This window comes from Streptomyces noursei, from assembly GCF_016917755.1.
In the GTDB taxonomy this organism is placed as follows: Bacteria; Actinomycetota; Actinomycetes; order Streptomycetales; family Streptomycetaceae; genus Streptomyces; species Streptomyces yunnanensis.
In genome coordinates this window covers 6,617,409-6,637,468 of record NZ_CP070326.1, presented here as the reverse complement: position 1 = coordinate 6,637,468, position 20,060 = coordinate 6,617,409, and the positions used below count along the sequence as shown (strand labels likewise).

10 protein-coding genes are annotated in these 20,060 nt (G+C 72.6%); 8 read left to right on the top strand and 2 right to left on the bottom strand.

All coding sequences use genetic code 11. From position 1 onward, the window contains the following. Window positions 1–28 precede the first annotated feature (28 nt). Window positions 29–1,258, bottom strand: a complete 1,230-nt coding sequence (locus JNO44_RS29130) for a L,D-transpeptidase (RefSeq protein WP_420882698.1) — start codon at window positions 1,256–1,258, stop codon at window positions 29–31. A gap of 200 nt (window positions 1,259–1,458) precedes the next feature. After that, window positions 1,459–2,772 carry a L,D-transpeptidase gene (locus JNO44_RS29125; protein ID WP_205366732.1) on the bottom strand — a complete coding sequence of 438 codons (1,314 nt, stop codon included), beginning with the start codon at window positions 2,770–2,772 and terminating at the stop codon, window positions 1,459–1,461. Window positions 2,773–3,098: 326 nt separating this feature from the next. Here JNO44_RS29125 and glgX point away from each other — a divergent pair, with 326 nt between their 5' ends. The 8 genes from glgX (at window position 3,099) to JNO44_RS29085 (ending at window position 20,043) form a co-directional block, all read left to right on the top strand. Beyond that, window positions 3,099–5,363 carry a glycogen debranching protein GlgX gene (gene glgX, locus JNO44_RS29120; protein WP_205366731.1) on the top strand — a complete coding sequence of 755 codons (2,265 nt, stop codon included), beginning with the start codon at window positions 3,099–3,101 and terminating at the stop codon, window positions 5,361–5,363. Between the two features lie 157 nt (window positions 5,364–5,520). Further along, window positions 5,521–7,386, top strand: coding sequence for an ABC transporter ATP-binding protein (locus JNO44_RS29115; RefSeq protein ID WP_205366730.1), 1,866 nt, complete (start codon window positions 5,521–5,523; stop codon window positions 7,384–7,386). Continuing rightward, on the top strand, window positions 7,383–9,272 hold the full coding sequence (locus JNO44_RS29110; RefSeq protein WP_205366729.1) for an ABC transporter ATP-binding protein: 1,890 nt from the start codon (window positions 7,383–7,385) through the stop codon (window positions 9,270–9,272). Before JNO44_RS29115 ends, JNO44_RS29110 begins: the two co-directional genes overlap by 4 nt. Window positions 9,273–9,627: 355 nt before the next feature. Next, the gene (locus JNO44_RS29105; RefSeq protein WP_240167702.1) at window positions 9,628–11,892 is read left to right on the top strand and encodes a M4 family metallopeptidase; all 2,265 of its coding nucleotides are present in this window, start codon (window positions 9,628–9,630) and stop codon (window positions 11,890–11,892) included. 297 nt (window positions 11,893–12,189) lie between these two features. Continuing rightward, window positions 12,190–13,827, top strand: a complete 1,638-nt coding sequence (locus JNO44_RS29100; RefSeq protein WP_205366727.1) for a M4 family metallopeptidase — start codon at window positions 12,190–12,192, stop codon at window positions 13,825–13,827. 615 nt (window positions 13,828–14,442) lie between these two features. Then, complete coding sequence (locus JNO44_RS29095) at window positions 14,443–16,446, top strand: alpha-1,4-glucan--maltose-1-phosphate maltosyltransferase (RefSeq protein WP_205366726.1); 2,004 nt, start codon at window positions 14,443–14,445, stop codon at window positions 16,444–16,446. Then, the gene (gene treS / locus JNO44_RS29090) at window positions 16,443–18,179 is read left to right on the top strand and encodes a maltose alpha-D-glucosyltransferase (protein WP_073443417.1); all 1,737 of its coding nucleotides are present in this window, start codon (window positions 16,443–16,445) and stop codon (window positions 18,177–18,179) included. The genes JNO44_RS29095 and treS overlap by 4 nt, the downstream gene beginning before the upstream one ends. A gap of 406 nt (window positions 18,180–18,585) precedes the next feature. After that, window positions 18,586–20,043 carry a maltokinase N-terminal cap-like domain-containing protein gene (locus JNO44_RS29085; RefSeq protein ID WP_205366725.1) on the top strand — a complete coding sequence of 486 codons (1,458 nt, stop codon included), beginning with the start codon at window positions 18,586–18,588 and terminating at the stop codon, window positions 20,041–20,043. Window positions 20,044–20,060: the final 17 nt, after the last annotated feature.

Here is a 20,060-nt window from a genome sequence, read left to right as displayed (position 1 = left end):
CGTCGATTCCGCCCGGACCGCGGGCCCGTTATGCGGCCCGCCACTGCTCCCAGGAGAGGTTCCAGTCGCCGAAGCCGTTGTCCGGCTGGATGGTGCGGTCGTGGGAGTTCTTGACGATGACGACGTCGCCGATGAGCGAGTTGCGGTAGAACCAGGCCGCCGGGGTGCCGGAGTCACCGCCGCCGCGCTGGTCGTAGAGGCCGACGCAGCCGTGGCTGGCGTTGCGGGTGCCGAACACGTCCCGGCCCGACCAGTAGTTGCCGTGGATGAAGGTGCCGGAGGTGCTCAACCGCATGGCGTGCGGGACGTCCTTGATGTCGTACTCGCCGCCGTAGCCGACGGTCTCGCCGTTCATCCGCGTCACCGGGTGCTTCTCACTGATCACCATCTGGCCGTTGTAGGTCTCGGTGCCCGGGGCGCCCGCGGTGATCGGCACGGTCCGCAGCGTCTTCCCGTCGCGGACCACGGTCATCTGCTTGGTCCGGGCGTCCACGGTGCTGACCTGGCTGCGGCCGATGGTGAACGAGACCTCCTTGGCCTGGGTGCCGTAGACGCCCGGCCGGCCCTCGACACCATCGAGGTCGAGCCGGAGGGTGACCTTGGTGCCGGGTGCCCAGTACGCACGGGGGCGGAAGTCGAGGCGGTCGTTGCCGAACCAGTGGCCGGCGATCGGGACCGCGGGCCGCGCGGTGACCGTGATGGCCTTCTCGACCGCCCGGGGGCGGGTGATGCCGCGGCTGAAGCGGATCGAGACCGGCATCCCGACGCCCACCCGCTGGCCGTTCTCGGGGCTGTACTGGCCGATGAAGGTGTTCTTCGGGACGAGCGTGGTGAACGTGGCGTGTTCGGCGGCCTGTCGGCCCCGGGCGTCCACCGCCACCGCGTCGACGGTGTACCGCGTCGAGGAGCCGAGGTGGCGCTCGGGCCGCCACAGGGCGCCGTCGCCGGATATCTTCCCGTCGACCGCATTGCCCTTGGCGTCGGTGACCTTGACGGACCGCAGGGTCCCCTTCCGGACGGTCACCTTCAGGGCGCCGCTGGTGGCCACCTCCCGCGCGCCGTCCTGGGGCGCTATCACCACGGCGGCCTGCGAGGCGGCGGTGTCCGCCCCGGTCCGCCCGGGCGACGCGGCCCCCTCGTCGCCCCCGCAGGCGGAGAGCGACAGCAGCAGCGGAGCGAGCAGCAGCGCGAGCGGTGCGCCCGCGCGGCGCGCCCGCCTCCGACGCACCGGCTTCCCCGCCATCGGCTGGACGTTCACGACTGGCCCCTTCCCCCTCGTACGGCCCCCGGTCCCCGCTCCCGGGCGCCGTCGACCGGATGCGTGCCGCTACACAACCACACCGCACCGACAGTGAACTCCCCCTGGAGGTCACCGTTTAGTCCCGAGTGATGGGTGGGTGCGCGGGCATGCGTACGAGCGCCCGGAGGTGTTCCGCGGGCGCGCCGGCGGGGGTCGGTTCAGTGCGGCGCGCTGCCCGCCCGCCAGGCGGCCCAGGGCATGTTCCAGCCGCCCAGGCCGTTGTCGGGGGCGACCGTGCGGTCCGGGGAGTTGCGGACCTCCACGGTGTCGCCGACGATCGAGTTCCGGTAGAGCCAGCCGGCCGGGGTGTCCGGGCCGCCGCCCCGGACGTCCCGCAGTCCGACGCAGCCGTGGCTGGTGTTGAGCCCGCCGAAGACCTCCCGCCGGGCCCAGTAGTTGCCGTGCAGGAAGGTCCCGGACCGGGTCAGCCGCATGGCGTGCGGCACGTCCGGGATGTCGTACTCGGCACCGAAGCCGACGGTGTCGCCGTCCATCCGGGTCACCGCGTGGCGCTCCAGGATCACCATCGTCCCGTTGTAGGTGGGGTTCTCGGCGTTGCCCGCGGTGACCGGCAGGGTGGCCACCACCTTGCCGTCGCGGCGGACGGTCAGCGTGTGCCGGGCGGCGTCGACGGTGCTGACCTGGTCACGGCCCACCTGGTAGTGGAGGGTCTTGTGCTGGATCCCGTAGGCGCCCGGTCCGGTCCGCACCTCGCGCAGCCGCAGCTGGACGGTGAGGCGGGTGCCCGGCCGCCAGCGCTCCCGGGGCCGGAAGTCCAGCCTCCGGTGGCCGAACCAGTGGGGGGCGACCTCGACGGCGGGCCGGGCGCTGACGGTGACCGCGCGCTCGACGGCCGCGCGGTCGAGGACCGGGCGGTTGAAGACCAGCGAGAAGATCAGACCGGTGCCGACCGTGGCGCCGCTCTCCGGCGAGTAGAAGCCGATGAGGCGGTGCGGGGGCGCGAAGGTGTTGAAGGTGGTGTGCCGGGTGGTGCGGCGGCCGGCGCCGTCCACCGCGACCGCGTCGACGGTGTACCGGGAGGCGAGTTCGAGGGAGTCGGTCACCGGCCGCCAGATCGTGCCGTCCCGGGAGATCCGGCCGGCGACCGGCTGCCGGCCGCTGCCGCCGGCGCGGTTGACCTCCACCCGCTCCAGGCGGCCCTCCGGGACCCGGACCTCCAGCCGCCCGTTGGCCCGTACGCCGCGGGCGCCGTCGCCGGGCAGGATCCGGATCGCCTCCTCGGGGGCGGGCGGGGCTCCGCCGAGGAAGAGGTCCCGGTCGGCGCAGCCGGTCAGGGTCGCCGCGCCGGTGAGCGCGATCAGCAGGGCGCTGGCGGCGCGGCGCAGACGGGACGGCCGGGGCGTCGCCGTCCTACAGGGCGCGCGGCGGGCCGCCGGGGCGCCCGCCGGTGCGCGGTCCGCGCTGCGGCCGCCGGTGTCGCCCCCTGGTCGGTGATACTGATGGCCGGTCATATGCCGGATTGTGACGGATGATTCGCAAGTTGGTCGGTATGCCGCGAAGAGGAATGTCATGGACGCTCCGTTCCGCGGGCCGGGGCGCGCGGGTGGCGCGGGGCGGCGGGCCGGGGCGCGCGGGCCGGGGCGGGTCCCCGCCCGAAACGGCCCGGGAGCCGGGGCGGGAAGCCCACGGCAGCGGGAAGCGTGAGGCAACGCCCGGTTGCGGGCAGAACAACGGTGCACCATCGTGCACCGCACCGCGGGCGGCGGCCCCGCGCCCGGCCGGGACACCTCCGGGCCCGGGACGCCGTCGCCAGCCCCGAGCCGCAGGAGGCCGGCACGTGTCCAGCGCACCCGAGCAGGAGGCGGTGGCGAACGAACCGCTCGCCCCGCCCGCGGACGTCCGCCCCGGCAGCCCGACGCCCCTGGGGGCCCGCTGCCGCACCGGGCCGGACGGCGTGGCGGGCACCAACTTCGCCCTGTGGGCGGGCGGTGCCGAGGCCGTCGAACTGTGCCTCTTCGACGACGAGGACCAGGAGACCCGCTGCCCCCTCACCGAACTGACCCACGAGATCTGGCACGGCTTCCTGCCCGGCGTCCGCCCCGGACAGCGCTACGGCTACCGGGTGCACGGCCGCTGGGACCCCTGGACCGGTGCCCGTTGGAACCCGGCGAAGCTGCTGCTCGACCCGTACGCCCGCGCCGTGGACGGCGACTTCGGCGCCCGTATCGAGGCCGGCCCCACCGGACCGGCACTGCCCGCCCAGCTCTACGGGCACGTCCGGGACTGGCCCGAGCAGCACATAGCCGACACCGTGCGGGACGACCGCGACTCGGCACCGTACGTCCCCAAGGGGGTGGTGGTCGGCGAGGAGGGCGACGGCGAGGACGAGTGGCGGGACGACCGGCGGCCCAAGACGCCCTGGCCGGATTCCGTCCTCTACGAGCTGCACGTCCGGGGCTTCACCATGCGCCACCCGGGCATCCCGGAGCGGCTGCGCGGCACCTACGCCGGGCTGGCCCACCCGGCCGCGCTGGCGCACCTGACCCGGCTCGGGGTGACCGCCGTCGAACTGCTGCCGGTCCACCAGTTCGCGCACGAGGACCACCTGGTGCGCCGGGGGCTGCGCAACTACTGGGGCTACAACTCCCTCGGCTACTTCGCGCCGCACGCCGGCTACGCCGCCACCGGGACCCGCGGCCAGCAGGTCGGCGAGTTCAAGCGGATGGTCCGGGCGCTGCACGACGCCGGCATCGAGGTGATCCTGGACGTCGTCTACAACCACACCGCCGAGGCCGGCGAGAGGGGGCCGACGCTCTCCCTCCGCGGCATCGACAACCGCGGCTACTACCGCCTCCAGGGGGACCGCCGCCGCTACGCCGACTACACCGGGTGCGGCAACACCCTGCACGTCGTCCAGCCGCACGTGCTGCGCCTGATCACCGATTCGCTGCGCTACTGGGTCACCGAGATGGGGGTGGACGGCTTCCGCTTCGACCTGGCGGCGGCGCTGGCCCGCTCGATGCACGACGTGGACATGCTCTCCCCGTTCCTGGCGGTGATCGCCCAGGACCCCGTGCTGCGCCGGGTCAAGCTCATCGCCGAGCCGTGGGACGTCGGTTCCGGCGGCTATCAGGTCGGCGCCTTCCCGCCCCTGTGGACGGAGTGGAACGACCGCTACCGGGACACCGTCCGGGACTTCTGGCGCGGCGCCACGCACGACGTCCGCGACCTGGGCTACCGGCTCTCCGGGTCGAGCGACCTCTACGCCTGGGGCGGCCGGCGCCCGTACGCCTCGGTCAACTTCATCACCGCGCACGACGGTTTCACCCTGCGCGACCTGGTCAGCTACGAGCACAAGCACAACGAGGCCAACGGCGAGGACAACCGCGACGGCACCCACGACAACCGGGCCTGGAACTGCGGCGCCGAGGGCGAGACCGACGCCCCGGACGTCCTCGCGCTGCGCCGCCGCCAGCTCCGCAACCTGCTGACCACCCTGCTGCTGTCCACCGGGGTACCGATGCTGGTCGCCGGCGACGAGATGGGCCGCACCCAGCACGGCAACAACAACGCCTACTGCCAGGACAACCCCACCGGCTGGCTCGACTGGTCGCTGCTGGAGGACCCCCACTGGCGCGGCCTGGCCGCCCTCACCGCCCGCCTGATCGCGCTGCGCCGCGCCCACCCCGTGCTCCGCCGCCGGGCGTTCTTCTCCGGCCGCCCGCAGCGCCGCGGCGGCCTGCGCGACCTGGCGTGGTTCGGCGCGGACGGCACCGAGATGACCGAGGCTGACTGGTACGCCCCCGGTGCCACCCTGGCCATGTACCTCTCCGGCAACGACATCCCGCAGCGCGACGCCCGCGGCGTCCGCGTCACCGACGACAGCTTCCTCGCCGTCCTGCACGCCGGCGCCGAGCCCCGGTCGGTTGTCCTGCCCGGCCTCCCCTGGGCCGGGTCGTACGCGCTCCTGGTGGACACGTCGGTCGAGCCGCCTCCGGACGGGACGGCCGAACACCTCCCGGAATCAGGGACGTTCGCGGCGGGCGCCGCACTCACGGTGCCGGGGCGGACGGTGCTGCTGTTCCGTGCGGTGCCGGGATGACGCCCGCGGAGCCTGCCGACCCCGAACCTGATACTGCATCATCTTCCTTGTCAGTAAGGGGGATTACCGGCCCGTCACGCCCCGTTCCGATCCATTCCGGACGCTCGCGCCAAAACCGCATGAGCGTTGTCGGTGGTGCGCCGTACGCTCGCGGGTGATGACCACGACCACGCGTTCGACGGCCCGTGACGAGCGGACCGGAGCGGTGCGGCGCTCCGCGGTGCGCTCGCTGTTACGCCTGTGGCCGTTCGTGCGGCCGGTGCGGGCCCGGCTGTGCACCGCCGCCTGCGTGGCGGTGGTCGCGTCCTGCCTCTCGGTGGTCGTTCCGCTGGTGCTCAAGTGGCTGGTGGACGGGCCGGTGGCGCACCGGGACACCGGCGGGGTGTGGCTGGGCGGCGGGTATCTGCTGCTGCTCGGGGTCGCCGAGGCGCTGCTGTTCGGGCTGCGGCGGTGGCTGGTGGCGCGGCCGACGGCGGCGGTGGAGGCGGCGATGCGCGACGCCCTCTACCGTCATGTGCAGCGGCTCCCGGTGGCCTTCCACGACCGCTGGGCCTCGGGGCAGCTGCTCTCCCGGGCCACCACGGACCTCCAGCTGTTACGTCTGTTCCTGGTCTTCCCGCTGCTGTTCCTGCTGGTCAACGGCGTGACGATCGCGGTGGGCGGGGTGCTGCTGCTGGCCCAGCAGTGGTCGCTGGGGCTGGTGCTGCTGGCGCCGGTGCTGCCGCTGATGGCGATGTGCTCGGTCTTCCAGGCCAAGTACGGGCAGGTCGCGCGCCGGGCCCTGGACCAGGTCGGCGATCTGACCACGGTCGTCGAGGAGTCGGTGCTCGGCATCCGGATCATCAAGGGCTTCGGACGGCACCGCAGCCAGGCCCGCGCGTTCCGCGAGCTGGCCCGTGCGGTGCGCACCACCGAGCTGCGCAAGGCCCGGCTGCTGGCCGCCATATGGGGCGTCAACACCCTGCTGCCGGAGGTGGCGTTGGGCGCCGCGCTGGTGCTCGGCACGGTCCAGGTGGCCGACGGGCAGCTGTCCGCCGGCACCCTCGTCGCCTTCCTGTCGATGGCACTGGCGCTGCGCTGGCCGGTGGACTCGATCGGCTTCCTGCTGGCGATGAGCAGCGCGGCGGCGACGGCCGCCGACCGGTACTTCGAGGTGCTGGACGAGCCGGCGGTGGAGGAGGGCGGGCCGTGCCGGCGCACGAACGGCGCAGCCGCCGCCGAGCGCGAACGGGGCGGCGGGGGGCTGGTCTTCGAGGGGGTGGAGTTCCGCTATCCGGACGCCGCCCCCGACGCCCCACCGGCCCTGCGGGGCGTCGATCTGCACGTCCGGCCCGGGGAGACGATGGCGCTGGTCGGGGCGACCGGCAGCGGCAAGACCACCCTGACGGCGCTGGTGCCGCGGCTGTACGACCCCACCGCGGGCCGGATCACCCTGGACGGCCGGGATCTGGCCACGCTCAGCCGCGAGGAGGCGCGGGCGCTGGTCGCGGTGGCCTTCGAGGAGCCGACCCTCTTCTCGGCGTCGGTGGCGGAGAACGTCCTGATGGGCGCGGCGGACGGCCCGGAGGCGGACCACCCGGCGGTTCTGCGGCGGGCGCTGCGGGTGGCGCAGGCCGAGGAGTTCGTGGCCGCCCTCCCGCAGGCCGCCGCCACCGGGGTCGGCGAGCAGGGGATGAGCCTGTCGGGCGGGCAGCGGCAGCGGTTGGCGCTGGCCCGCGCGGTGGTCGGCCGGCCGCGGTTCCTGGTCCTCGACGACCCCCTCTCCGCGCTCGACGTGCACACCGAGGCCCGGGTGGAGGCGGCGCTGCGGGACGTGCTGGCGACGACCACGGCGCTGGTGGTCGCCCACCGGCCGTCCACGGTGCTGCTGGCCGACCGGGTGGCGCTGCTGTCCGGCGGCCGGATAGCCGCCGTCGGCACCCACCACCAACTGCTGCGGGAGAACGCGGAGTACGCGGCGCTGATGTCCGGCGGCCCGGGGCGTGGCGGCACCGGGCGACAGGAGGGGGAGGGCGCGCGATGACGACCACGGAGACCGACCGGCCGGCCGACGGCCCGGACAGCGACACCACCGGCGACGCCGGCCACCGCACGGGGCGGCGCGTACCGGACGACGCGCCGGACGCCTTCGAGGCGGATCTGCTGCCCACCCCGAAGGGCGCCTCCCGGGCCCTCCTGGGGTCGCTGCTGGCCCCGCACCGCGGCCGGGTGGCCGCCGCCACCGCCGCGCTGCTGCTCCAGCAGGCCGCCGCGCAGGCCAGCCCGCTGCTGGTGGCCTACGCCCTCGACCGGGTGGTGCCGGCCCTGCGGGCGGGCGGGCGCGGCCCGCTGGTCGTCCTGGTGACGGTGGCCGTGCTGTGCGCGGTGGCCGCCGGCGGCCTCCAGTGGGCCTTCGTCCGGCTCTCCGCCCGGGCCGGCCAGGACGTGCTGCTGGACCTGCGCGGCCGGATCTTCCGGCACTCCCAGGCACTCGGCCTGGACTTCCACGAGCGCTACACCTCCGGCCGGTTGATATCGCGCGCCACCACGGACGTCGAGGCGCTGCGCGAACTCCTCGAAGAGGGCCTGCAGGAACTGGTCACGGTCGCCCTCGCGGCGCTGTACGTCACCGCGCTGCTGTTCTGGCTGGACGTCGGCCTGGGCACCGCGGCGCTGCTCTCGGCGGTGCCGCTGGCGCTCCTGGTCCGCTCCTTCCAGCACCGCTCGCAGCGGGCCTACCTCGCCAAGTCCACCGCCACCGCGGCGGTCATCGTGCGGTTCACGGAGACCCTCAACGGCATCCGGCCGGTGCTGGCGTTCCGCCGCGAGCGGGCCAACGACGCCGCCTTCGCCGCGCTGAACTCCCGCCACCGGCGGCTCAACGGCGACGCGATCCTGGAGATGGCGCGCTATGTCGTCGGCTCCCGCGCGGTGGCCAACGCCGCGCTGGCCGCGATCGTGCTGTGGGGCGCCTACCGCGTCGCCACCGGCGGGCTCGCCCTCGGTGTGCTGGCCGCCGCGACCCTCTACCTGCGCCGGCTGTACGACCCGCTCGACCGGATGGGCGTGTTCCTGAACGCCTACGAGTCCGCCGCCGCCTCCCTGGAGAAGATCGCCGGGCTGCTGGCCCAGCGGCCGACGGTCGCCGAGCCCACCGCTCCGCGTGCGCTGCCGCCCGCCGCCCCCGACCGCCCCGGCCGCGAAGTGGCCTTCCACGGCGTCCGCTTCGGGTACCGCACGGGCGGCGAGGTGCTGCCGCGGTTCGACCTCGCCCTGGCGGCCGGCACCACCGTCGCGGTGGTCGGCGCCACCGGGGCCGGCAAGTCCACCCTCGCCAGGCTGCTGGCCCGCTTCCACGACCCCACGGAGGGCCGGGTGACGCTGGACGGGGTCGATCTGCGCGAGCTGTCCGGCGCGGAGCTGCGCCGCGCGGTGGTGATGGTCACCCAGGAGGCGTTCCTGTTCTCCGGCACGGTCGCCGACAACATCGCGCTGGGCAATCCGGATGCCGACCGCGCGCAGATCGAGCGGGCCGCGCGGGCGATCGGGGCGCACGACTTCATCGTCGCGCTCCCGGAGGGCTACGACACCGACGTCCGCAGGCGCGGTGGCCGGCTCTCCGCGGGCCAGCGTCAACTGGTGGGCTTCGCCCGGGCGTTGCTGGCCGATCCGGCGGTGCTCATCCTGGACGAGGCGACCAGCTCGCTGGACATACCGGGCGAGCGGGCGGTGCAGCGGGCGATGGGCGCGGTGCTGCGCGGCCGGACGGCGCTGCTGATCGCGCACCGGCTGTCCACGGTGGAGTCCGCGGACCGGGTGCTGGTGATGTCCGACGGCCGGATCGTCGAGGACGGCGCCCCGGCCGCGCTGATCGCCGACGGCGGCCGGTATGCGGCGCTGCACCGGGCCTGGCGGACGAGCGTGTCCTGAGCGACGGCCCGGGCCGTCCCGATACCCGGCCGACCGTCCGGTTTCCGGACGTCGATTTCGCCCAACGGACGTTTTCCGGCCAATTAGTTGAACGGCACCTGACAACCACTCGCCAGTGGTGGCACTCTTCCCGGCAGCCGCCACCCGGACCCCCACAGCACCGCTCCGGGCGGCCGTGACCCCGTACCACCAGCTCGTCAACCCCCCACACACGCTCCATGAGTTCTGCCTCGCTCTGCCCGGACGGCCGCTCAGCCGCCCGGTCCCCCCTTGGCCGCTCCCGTCGTGCCGCGGCCCCGCAGAAGGAGTCAGTGTGAGAAGCACCCCCCATAGACCCACCCCGCAGCGGCGTGCCGTGGCGACCGGCGCGCTGGTCGCGGTCACCGCACTGCTGGCCGTCGGCGTCCAGACCGGCACCGGCGCGGCGGCCAGCCCGCACGGCACCCCCGCAGCCCGCCCGGCCCCGCACGCCGCCCCCCTGGCCGGTGCGCTGCCCGTCAAGCTCACCCCGTCCCAGCGGGCCGAGCTGATCCGGAAGGCGGGCGCCACCACGGCCGCCACCGCCCAGCGGCTGCACCTCGGCGCCAAGGAGAAGCTGGTCGTCAAGGACGTCGAGCAGGACGCCGACGGCACCACGCACACCCGCTACGACCGCACCTACGCGGGGCTGCCGGTGCTCGGCGGCGACCTCGTCGTGCACACCGCGAAGAGCGGTGCGGTCAAGAGCACCACCAAGGCCACCAAGGCCGCCCTCGCCGTCGCCTCCACCACCGCGAAGGTCGCCCCGGCCACCGCCGCGGCCAAGGCGGTCTCCTCCGCCAAGTCCCTCGGCTCGACGAGGACCGCGGCCGACCAGGCCCCGCGCAAGGTGGTCTGGGCCGCCGACGGCACCCCGCGGCTGGCCTGGGAGACGGTGGTCGGCGGGTTCCAGGACGACGGCACACCCAACCAACTGCACGTCATCACCGACGCCAACACCGGCGCGAAGATATTCCAGTACCAGGGCATCGAGAACGGCATCGGCAACAGCGAGTACAGCGGCAAGGTCACCATCGGGACCTCCGGCTCCGCGCCGAACTTCACGATGACCGACACCACCCGCGGCAACCACAAGACCTACAACCTCAACCACGGGTCGTCCGGGACCGGTTCGCTGTTCACCGACGCCGACGACACCTGGGGCGACGGCACCCCGGGCAACGCCCAGACCGCCGCCGTGGACGCCGCCTACGGCGCCCAGGAGACCTGGGACTACTACAAGAACGTGCACGGCCGCACCGGCATCCGCGGCGACGGCGTCGGCGCCTACTCCCGCGTGCACTACGGCAACAGCTACGTCAACGCCTTCTGGGACGACAGCTGCTTCTGCATGACGTACGGCGACGGCAGCAACAACGCCGCCCCGCTGACCGCGCTGGACGTGGCCGGCCACGAGATGTCGCACGGCGTCACCGCCGCCACCGCCAACCTCACCTACAGCGGCGAGTCCGGCGGCCTCAACGAGGCGACCTCGGACATCTTCGGCACCGCCGTGGAGTTCTACGCCAACAACCCCGCCGACCCCGGTGACTACCTCATCGGCGAGAAGATCAACATCAACGGCGACGGCACCCCGCTGCGCTACATGGACAAGCCCTCCAAGGACGGCGCCTCGGCCGACTACTGGTCGAGCACCGTCGGCAACAAGGACGTCCACTACTCGTCCGGTGTCGCCAACCACTACTTCTACCTGCTGTCCGAGGGCAGCGGCCCCAAGGACATCAACGGCGTCCACTACGACAGCCCGACCTACGACAACCTGCCGGTGCCGGGCATCGGGCGGGCCAACGCCGAGAAGGTGTGGTTCAAGGCGCTCAGCCAGTACATGAGCGCCAACACCGACTACGCCGGCGCCCGTACCGCCACCCTCCAGGCCGCGGCCGACCTCTTCGGCCAGGGCAGCGCCTCGTACAACACGGTCGCCAACACCTGGGCGGCGGTGAACGTCGGCTCCCGGGTCCCGGACGGCGGGGTCTTGGTCACCAACCCGGGCAACCAGACCGGCACCGTCGGCCAGGCGGCCAGCCTCCAGATCAAGGCCAGCAGCGGCACCACCGGCACGCTGTCGTACGCGGCCAGCGGGCTGCCCGCCGGGCTGTCCATCGACGCCTCCACCGGCCTGATCTCGGGCACCCCGACCACCGCCGGCACCAGCACGGTCACCGTGACGGTCACCGACGCGGCACAGAAGACCGGGACCGCGTCCTTCACCTGGACCGTCAACCCGGTCGGCGGCGGCAACGTCTACGAGAACACCACCAAGGTGGCCATCCCGGACGCCGGTGCGGCCATCACCTCGCCGATCACCGTCAGCCGCAGCGGCAACGCGCCCAGCGGGCTCAAGGTGACGGTGGACATCACCCACAGCTGGCGCGGCGACCTGGTCATCGACCTGCTTGCCCCGGACGGCACCGCGTACCGGCTGAAGAACTCCAGCCTCTCGGACTCGGCGGCCGACGTGAAGGCCACGTACACCGTCAACGCCTCGGCCAAGGCCGCGAGCGGTACCTGGAAGCTGCGTGTCCAGGACGTCTACGCGGGCGACTCCGGCACCCTCAACGGCTGGAAGCTGACCTTCTGACACCAGCCGGCAACCTGCCCGTCACCTTGGTGTGAAAATGCCGGCCCGACTTCGGCCGCGCCACACCTGATGCGTCAACTGGGCTACTGCACAACCGAGTTGGGCGTCGTCCCCGAATCCATCGGGGGCGGCGCCCCGCTCCGTTATCCGGACATCGATCACCTCTGTGCGAACGATTTTTGGCCAATCTTCGAACACCCCCCTGACATGCCCGCGTTCAAATGGCAGTCTTCCCGACGCATGTCACACCCGCATCGCTTTGCACCCCCACCACTTGGCAAAGTTGAAGGAGCACGCGTGACCCCCCACATATCTCGTAAGACCCGTGTGACCAGTGCCGCCGTTGCCGCGGCGGCCCTGCTCGTCGCCGGCATCACCGCGGCCAACACCGCCGGTGCCTCGCCCGCCCCCGCCGCCACCCCCCACGGTGGCGCGCCGCTCGCACTCAGCACCTCGCACCGCGCCGAGCTGCTCCACGACGCCAGTGCGGCCACCGCGCAGACGGCCAAGGCGCTGGGCCTGGGCTCCCAGGAGAAGCTGGTCGTCAAGGACGTCATCAAGGACGCCGACGGCACCGTGCACACCCGCTACGACCGCACCTTCGGCGGCCTGCCGGTGCTCGGCGGCGACCTGGTCGTGCACACCGCCAAGGGCGGCGCCGTCAAGGGCGTCACCAAGGCCACCAAGGCGAACGTCAAGGTCGCCTCGCTCACCGCGAAGATCGCCCCGAAGGCCGCCGCGCTGGCCGCCGAGTCGACCGCCACCAAGACCATCGGCGCCAAGAAGGTCGACGCGCCCGCGCCCCGCAAGGTGATCTGGGCCGCCAAGGGCACCCCGGTGCTGGCGTACGAGACCGTGGTCGGCGGCGTCCAGAAGGACGGCACGCCCAACCAGCTGCACGTCATCACCGACGCCAACACCGGCAAGAAGCTCTTCCAGTTCCAGGGCATCGAGACCGGCGTCGGCAACAGCGAGTACGCCGGCAAGGTCGACCTCGCGTCCAAGAAGGGCGGCAGCGGCTACGAGCTGACCGACGACTCCCGCGGCGGCCACCAGACGTTCAACCTGAGCGGCAGCGAGAGCGGCGACGGCAAGCTCTTCACCAACTCCACCGACACGTGGGGCGACGGCAAGCCGAGCAACCCCGAGACCGCCGCCGTCGACGCCGCCTACGGCGCCCAGGAGACCTGGGACTACTACAAGAACGTGCACGGTCGCAGCGGCATCAAGGGCGACGGCAAGGGCGCCACGTCCCGCGTGCACTACGGCCAGAACTACGTCAACGCGTTCTGGGACGACAGCTGCTTCTGCATGACGTACGGCGACGGCGAGGGCAACAACAAGCCGCTGACCGCCCTCGACGTCGCGGGCCACGAGATGTCGCACGGTGTCACCTCCGCCACCGCGGGCCTGGAGTACAGCGGCGAGTCCGGCGGCCTCAACGAGGCCACCTCGGACATCTTCGGCGCCTCCGTGGCGTTCTACGCCAAGAACCCCACCGAGCCGGGCAGCTACTTCATCGGCAAGAAGATCGACATCAACGGTGACGGCAAGCCGCTGCGCTACATGGACAAGCCCTCCAAGGACGGCCAGTCCCTGGACAGCTGGAGCGCGGACGCCGGCAACGTGGACGTCCACTACTCCTCGGGCATCGCCAACCACTTCTTCTACCTGCTGTCCGAGGGCAGCGGCCCGAAGGACGCGAACGGCGACCACTACGACAGCCCGACCGCGGACGGCTCCAAGGTCACCGGCATCGGCCGCGACAAGGCCGAGAAGATCTGGTTCAAGGCGCTGACCACGTACATGACCTCGACCACCGACTACAAGGCGGCCCGCGAGGCGACCGTCAAGGCGGCCACCGACCTCTACGGCGCGGACAGCGCCGAGGTCAAGGGCGTCGAGTCGGCCTGGACCGGCGTCAACGTCAAGTAACGCACCACCGCGGCCGGTTGGCCGCACCGCACCGGCGTGGCCGGGGGTCTCGTTCCCCCGGCCACGCCGGCTTTTTTCGGCCACGCCGCCGCGGCCGGATCCCCCGCCCGCGCCCGCCCGGCCCCCGCGACCGGCGGCCCGTACTGCCCGGTCCGTCGATATGGCCGATTCCACCCCCTCAGGCGCTCTTGTCCGGACCCCCGCGTGGCGAGAGGCTGCGGTGGTGGCGCCGACGGGCCCCGGCGCGGCAACGGACTTCCGCACACCGCAACTCCGCTGTGCTCGCACCGAGTTGAGGAGGCGAACGCCGACCGTGTCAGTACCGAGCCGCGGCCGCCCACCAGGGCGGCGGCCCCTGCCCACCGGAGCACCCGGCGTGAGCGGTTACGAATCGGTAGTTCACATTCCCGTGGCTTTCCCGGCCGCCGCGCACGGGAAGCCTCACCCGGTACGCCGTTCCGCGCACCCGGCCGGCGGGGCCCGTTCGGGGTCGCCGTGCCGTCCGCCAGCAGAGTGAAAGCGGACAGGAGCGCCCATGCCCGCACCCGGTCCCCCCGCCGTGGAGCGGATAGAAAGGACAAAACCCCGCAAAGCATCACAATCCCAGGTGAGCCCATGATCGGTCGCATCCCTGTACTGGACATCCGCCCGCAGATCGATTGCGGCCGCCGCCCGGCCAAGGCCGTGGTGGACGAAACCTTCGAGGTCTCCGCGACGGTCTTCCGCGAAGGCCACGACGCGGTCGCCGCGAACGTGGTGCTGCGCAACCCCGCGGGCCGGTGCGGCCCCTGGACCCCGATGCGGGAGCGAGAACCGGGCACCGACCGGTGGACCTGCGAGGTCACCCCCGACGTCGAGGGGCGCTGGACGTTCACCGTCGAGGCGTGGTCCGACCCGGTCGCCACCTGGCGCCGGCACGCCGGAGTGAAGATTCCGGCCGGGATCGACACCGAGCTGGTCCTCGCCGAGGGCGCCGCGCTGCACGAACGGGCCGCCTCCGAGGTCCCCAAGAGCGACGGCCGGGAGGCGGTGCTGGCCGCCGTCGACGCGCTGCGCGACGCCACCCTGCCGGCCGCCACCCGCCTGGCCACCGCGCTCACCCCGGAGGTCACCGAGGCGCTGGACCGCCACCCGCTGCGCGAACTGCTCACCGTCTCCCGCCCGATGCCGCTGATCGTCGAGCGCCGAAGAGCCCTGTACGGCTCCTGGTACGAGCTCTTCCCGCGCTCCGAGGGCGCCGTGACCGCACCGGACGGCAGCTGCCTCGGCGGCACCCTGCGCACCGCCGCCGAGCGGCTGCCGGCGGTCGCCGCGATGGGCTTCGACGTGGTCTACCTGCCGCCCGTCCACCCGATCGGCACGTCCCACCGCAAGGGCCCCAACAACGCGCTCGCCGCGCGCCCGGGCGACGTCGGCTCCCCCTGGGCCATCGGGTCGCCGGCCGGCGGCCACGACGCGCTCCACCCGGACCTGGGCACCTTCGAGGACTTCGACCACTTCGTGCGGACCGCCCGCGACCTGCGGATGGAGGTGGCGCTGGACTTCGCCCTGCAGTGCTCCCCGGACCACCCCTGGGTCACCCTGCACCCGCAGTGGTTCCAGCACCGCGCCGACGGCTCCATCGCCTACGCGGAGAACCCCCCCAAGAAGTACCAGGACATCTATCCGCTCGCCTTCGACACCGACTTCCGCGGACTGGTCCGGGAGACCGAGCGGCTGCTGCGCTTCTGGATGGCCAAGGGCATCCGGATCTTCCGGGTGGACAACCCGCACACCAAGCCGGTGGCGTTCTGGGAGAAGGTGCTCAGCGACATCAACCGCACCGACCCCGATGTGCTCTTCCTGGCCGAGGCGTTCACCCGCCCGGCGATGCTGCACACCCTCGCCCAGATCGGCTTCCAGCAGTCCTACACCTACTTCACCTGGCGCAACACCAAGGAGGAGCTGACCGAGTACCTCACCGAACTGTCCGGTGAGAGCGCCTCCTACCTGCGGCCCAACTTCTTCGTGAACACCCCGGACATCCTGCACGCCTACCTCCAGGAGGGCGGTCGCCCCGCCTTCGAGATCCGTGCCGTGCTGGCCGCCACCCTCTCCCCCGCCTGGGGTGTCTACGCGGGCTACGAGCTGTGCGAGGGAACCCCGCTGCGGCCCGGCAGCGAGGAGTACCTGGACTCGGAGAAGTACCAGCCCCGGCCGCGCGACTGGGACGCCGCGGCCCGCGAGGGGCGGACCATCGCCCCGCTGATCACCACGCTCAACCGCGTCCGCCGCCGCCATCCCGCCCTGCAACAGCTGCGCAACCTGCACTTCCACCAGGTCGACAACGACGCCGTCCTCGCGTACTCCAAGCGCGTGGGACACGGGGCCGGGGCCGACACGGTGCTCACGGTGGTCAACCTCGACCCGCACCACACCCACGAGGCGACGGTGTCGTTGGACATGCCGGAACTCTGCCTTGGCCGGCACGAGTCCTTCCCGGTGCGCGACGAGCTCACCGGCGACACCTACCACTGGGGCAGGGACAACTATGTGCGCCTGGAGCCGGGCAGCTCGCTCGCGCCGGCTCATGTGCTGTCGCTGCGACCGTCCTCACCGATCGGAGGGTCACCCAATTGATCGTCAATGAGCCTGTTCCCGACACGTTCGAAGACACCCCGGCGAAGGACCGCGATCCCGAGTGGTTCAAACGGGCGGTCTTCTACGAGGTCCTGGTCCGTTCCTTCCAGGACAGCAACGGTGACGGTATCGGGGACCTCAAGGGCATCACGGCCAAGCTCGACTATCTCCAGTGGCTGGGGGTGGACTGTCTGTGGTTGCCGCCGTTCTTCAAATCCCCGCTGCGGGACGGCGGCTACGACGTCGCGGACTACACCGCGGTCCTCCCCGAATTCGGCGATCTGGCCGACTTCGTGGAGTTCGTCGACGCCGCCCACCAGCGCGGCATGCGGGTCATCATCGACATGGTGATGAACCACACCAGCGACCAGCACCCGTGGTTCCAGGAGTCCCGCACCGATCCGGACGGCCCGTACGGCGACTACTACGTCTGGGCGGACGACGACAAGCAGTACGCCGACGCCCGGATCATCTTCGTCGACACCGAGGTCTCCAACTGGACCTTCGACCCGGTCCGCAAGCAGTACTACTGGCACCGCTTCTTCTCCCACCAGCCGGACCTCAACTACGAGAACCCGGCGGTCCAGGAGGAGATGATCTCCGCCCTGCGCTTCTGGCTCGACCTCGGCATCGACGGCTTCCGGCTGGACGCGGTGCCCTACCTCTACGCCGAGGAGGGCACCAACTGCGAGAACCTGCCGGCCTCGCACGCGTTCCTCAAGCGGGTCCGCGCCGAGATCGACGCGCACTACCCGGACACGGTGCTGCTGGCCGAGGCCAACCAGTGGCCGGAGGACGTGGTCGACTACTTCGGCGACTACGCGGTCGGCGGCGACGAGTGCCACATGGCCTTCCACTTCCCGGTCATGCCGCGCATCTTCATGGCGGTCCGCCGGGAATCCCGTTACCCGGTCTCGGAGATCCTCGCCAAGACCCCTCAGATCCCGTTCGGCTGCCAGTGGGGCATCTTCCTCCGCAACCACGACGAGCTGACCCTCGAAATGGTCACGGACGAGGAACGCGACTACATGTACGCGGAGTACGCCAAGGACCCGCGGATGCGCGCCAACATCGGCATCCGCCGCCGCCTGGCCCCGCTGCTGGACAACGACCGCAACCAGATCGAACTGTTCACCGCGCTGCTGCTGTCGCTGCCCGGCTCGCCGATCCTCTACTACGGCGACGAGATCGGCATGGGCGACAACATCTGGCTCGGCGACCGGGACGCGGTGCGCACCCCGATGCAGTGGACCCCGGACCGCAACGCCGGGTTCTCCTCCTGCGACCCGGGCCGGCTCTTCCTGCCGACCATCATGGATCCCGTCTACGGCTACCAGGTCACCAACGTCGAGGCCGCGATGAGCTCGCCGTCCTCGCTGCTGCACTGGACCCGCCGGATGATCGAGATCCGCAAGCAGAACCCGGCGTTCGGGCTCGGCAGCTACACCGAGCTGCCCTCGTCCAACCCCGCGGTGCTGGCCTACCTCCGGGAATCCCCGGGCAAGGACGGCGCCGACGACGACCTGGTGCTGTGCGTGAACAACTTCTCCCGCTTCGCGCAGCCGACGGAGCTGGACCTCCAGGCGTTCAGCGGTCGCCATCCGGTGGAGCTCATCGGCGGCGTCCGCTTCCCGGCCATCGGCAAGCTGCCGTACCTGCTGACCCTGGCGGGCCACGGCTTCTACTGGTTCCGGCTCCGCAGGAACACACAGCAGGCACCCAACGCGGTCTAGGTGCCGTCGTCACCGTCCCGTCGTCGCCCGCGGACCGGAGGGCGACGACAGGCCCCGGGGAACCGAGGGAGCCCTGCCGCACCGGGCACGGGCCCCTGGGGTTCCCCCGCCCGTACGCGATCGTCCGGCGCGTACGGGCGTTTTTCGACCTTTCGCTCGGGCAACCTCCCTACTACCGCACGGGCCGGGTGGGCCATGGACGGTCTTCCGGCTCGGGTGGGGTCCTCCCGCCCGTCGGAGCTCGGGGACCGGCACCACCGCACGAAGGCGAACGCCGAGAAACGCCGCAAACGCTCGCGCGTAAGGACGATCTCGCCCGACACGTCCCACACCGCTGCACCGTAAAGGCCGCATTCCGGGACACTTTGCCCTGTCTGTCGTGTGCCCGGGGAAAGGACGCGACGCCATGTCGGACACCGCCTCGACCCGTGCCACCCGCCACACCCCCGACCGCTCGCCGGTCACCGCACCCGATCTGCTCTCCTCGTTGGTGCCGCTGCTGGCCGAGTGGGTGCCGCGGCAGCGCTGGTTCGCCGGCAAGGGACGGCTGCTCACCGGCTTCACGCTGGTCGCGGCGACCGAACTGCTGCCGTGCGCCGGCGAGGGCAACGCACCGGGCCTGCTCCAGCTGCTGGTCCGCGCCCAGCAGAGCGCCCCGCCCAGCCGCACCCCGGCCGGCGGCGACTGCTACCAACTGCTGCTGGGCACCCACCCCGCGCCGCCGCCGCACCTGGCGCCCGCGGTGCTCGGCCGCCCGGCCGGCGGACCGCTGCGCGGGCGCACCGTCTACGACGCGCTGCTGGACAACCGGCTGTGCGGGCTGCTGCTGGAGCGGCTGCGGGTGCCCGGCCGGATCGGGGCACTGCGGTTCTGCCGCGAACCGGACGTGGACATCCCCTCGGGGCTGACCGCCCGGCCGATCGCGGTGGAGCAGTCCAACTCCTCGATCGTCTATGGCGATACGTTCATTCTGAAGGTCTTCCGGCGGATCGAGCCCGGCGTCAACCCCGATCTGGAACTGCCGCGGGCACTGGCCGGCGCCCGGTGCGCGCGGGTGCCGGCGCCCGCCGCGTGGTTCGAGTCGGCGCACCCCGAGCCCGACGGCGAGGCGACGACCCTGGGCGTCCTCCAGCCCTTCCTCGCCGGCTCCACCGACGGCTGGCAGCTGGCGCTCAACGCGCTGGCGGTGCGCGCCGACTTCACCCGCTCGGCGCGGGCGCTCGGCCACGCCACCGCCGAGGTGCACACCGCGCTCGCCCAGGCGCTGCCCACCACCGAGCTGCGCCGCCCACAGCTGGACGCGATCGCGGCCCAGATGAACGAGCGACTGGAGGCCACCGCCCGCGCGGTGCCGGTGCTCCAGCCCTACCGGGTGCGGCTGCGCACCGCGTTCGACGCGCTCGTCGCGATGGGGCACGACGGCCGCAGCTGGGCCGCCCAGCGCATCCACGGCGATCTGCACCTGGGGCAGACGCTGCGCTCCGTCGAGGGGGGCCGCTGGGCGCTGATCGACTTCGAGGGCGAACCGGCCCGGCCGCTGGCCGAGCGGCGCCGCCCGCAGCCGGCCGTCCGGGACGTCGCCGCGATGCTCCGCTCGTTCGACTACGCCGCCCGCAGCGGCCCGGCCGGCGGCGACCCCTGGGCGCTGGACTGGGCCCGTCGCACCCGCGCGGCGTACTGCCTGGGCTACGCCGAGGCCGGCGGGCCGGATCCGCGCTCCGCGCCGGAGCTGATGCGGGCCTACGAGACCGACAAGGCCGTCTACGAGGTGCTGTACGAGGCGCGGCACCGGCCCGACTGGCTGTCGGTGCCGATGGCGGCGATCCGGCGGCTGGCGGCCTGCGGGGACCCGGGGGCCGGCTGAGCCCGCGCCCGCGCGGC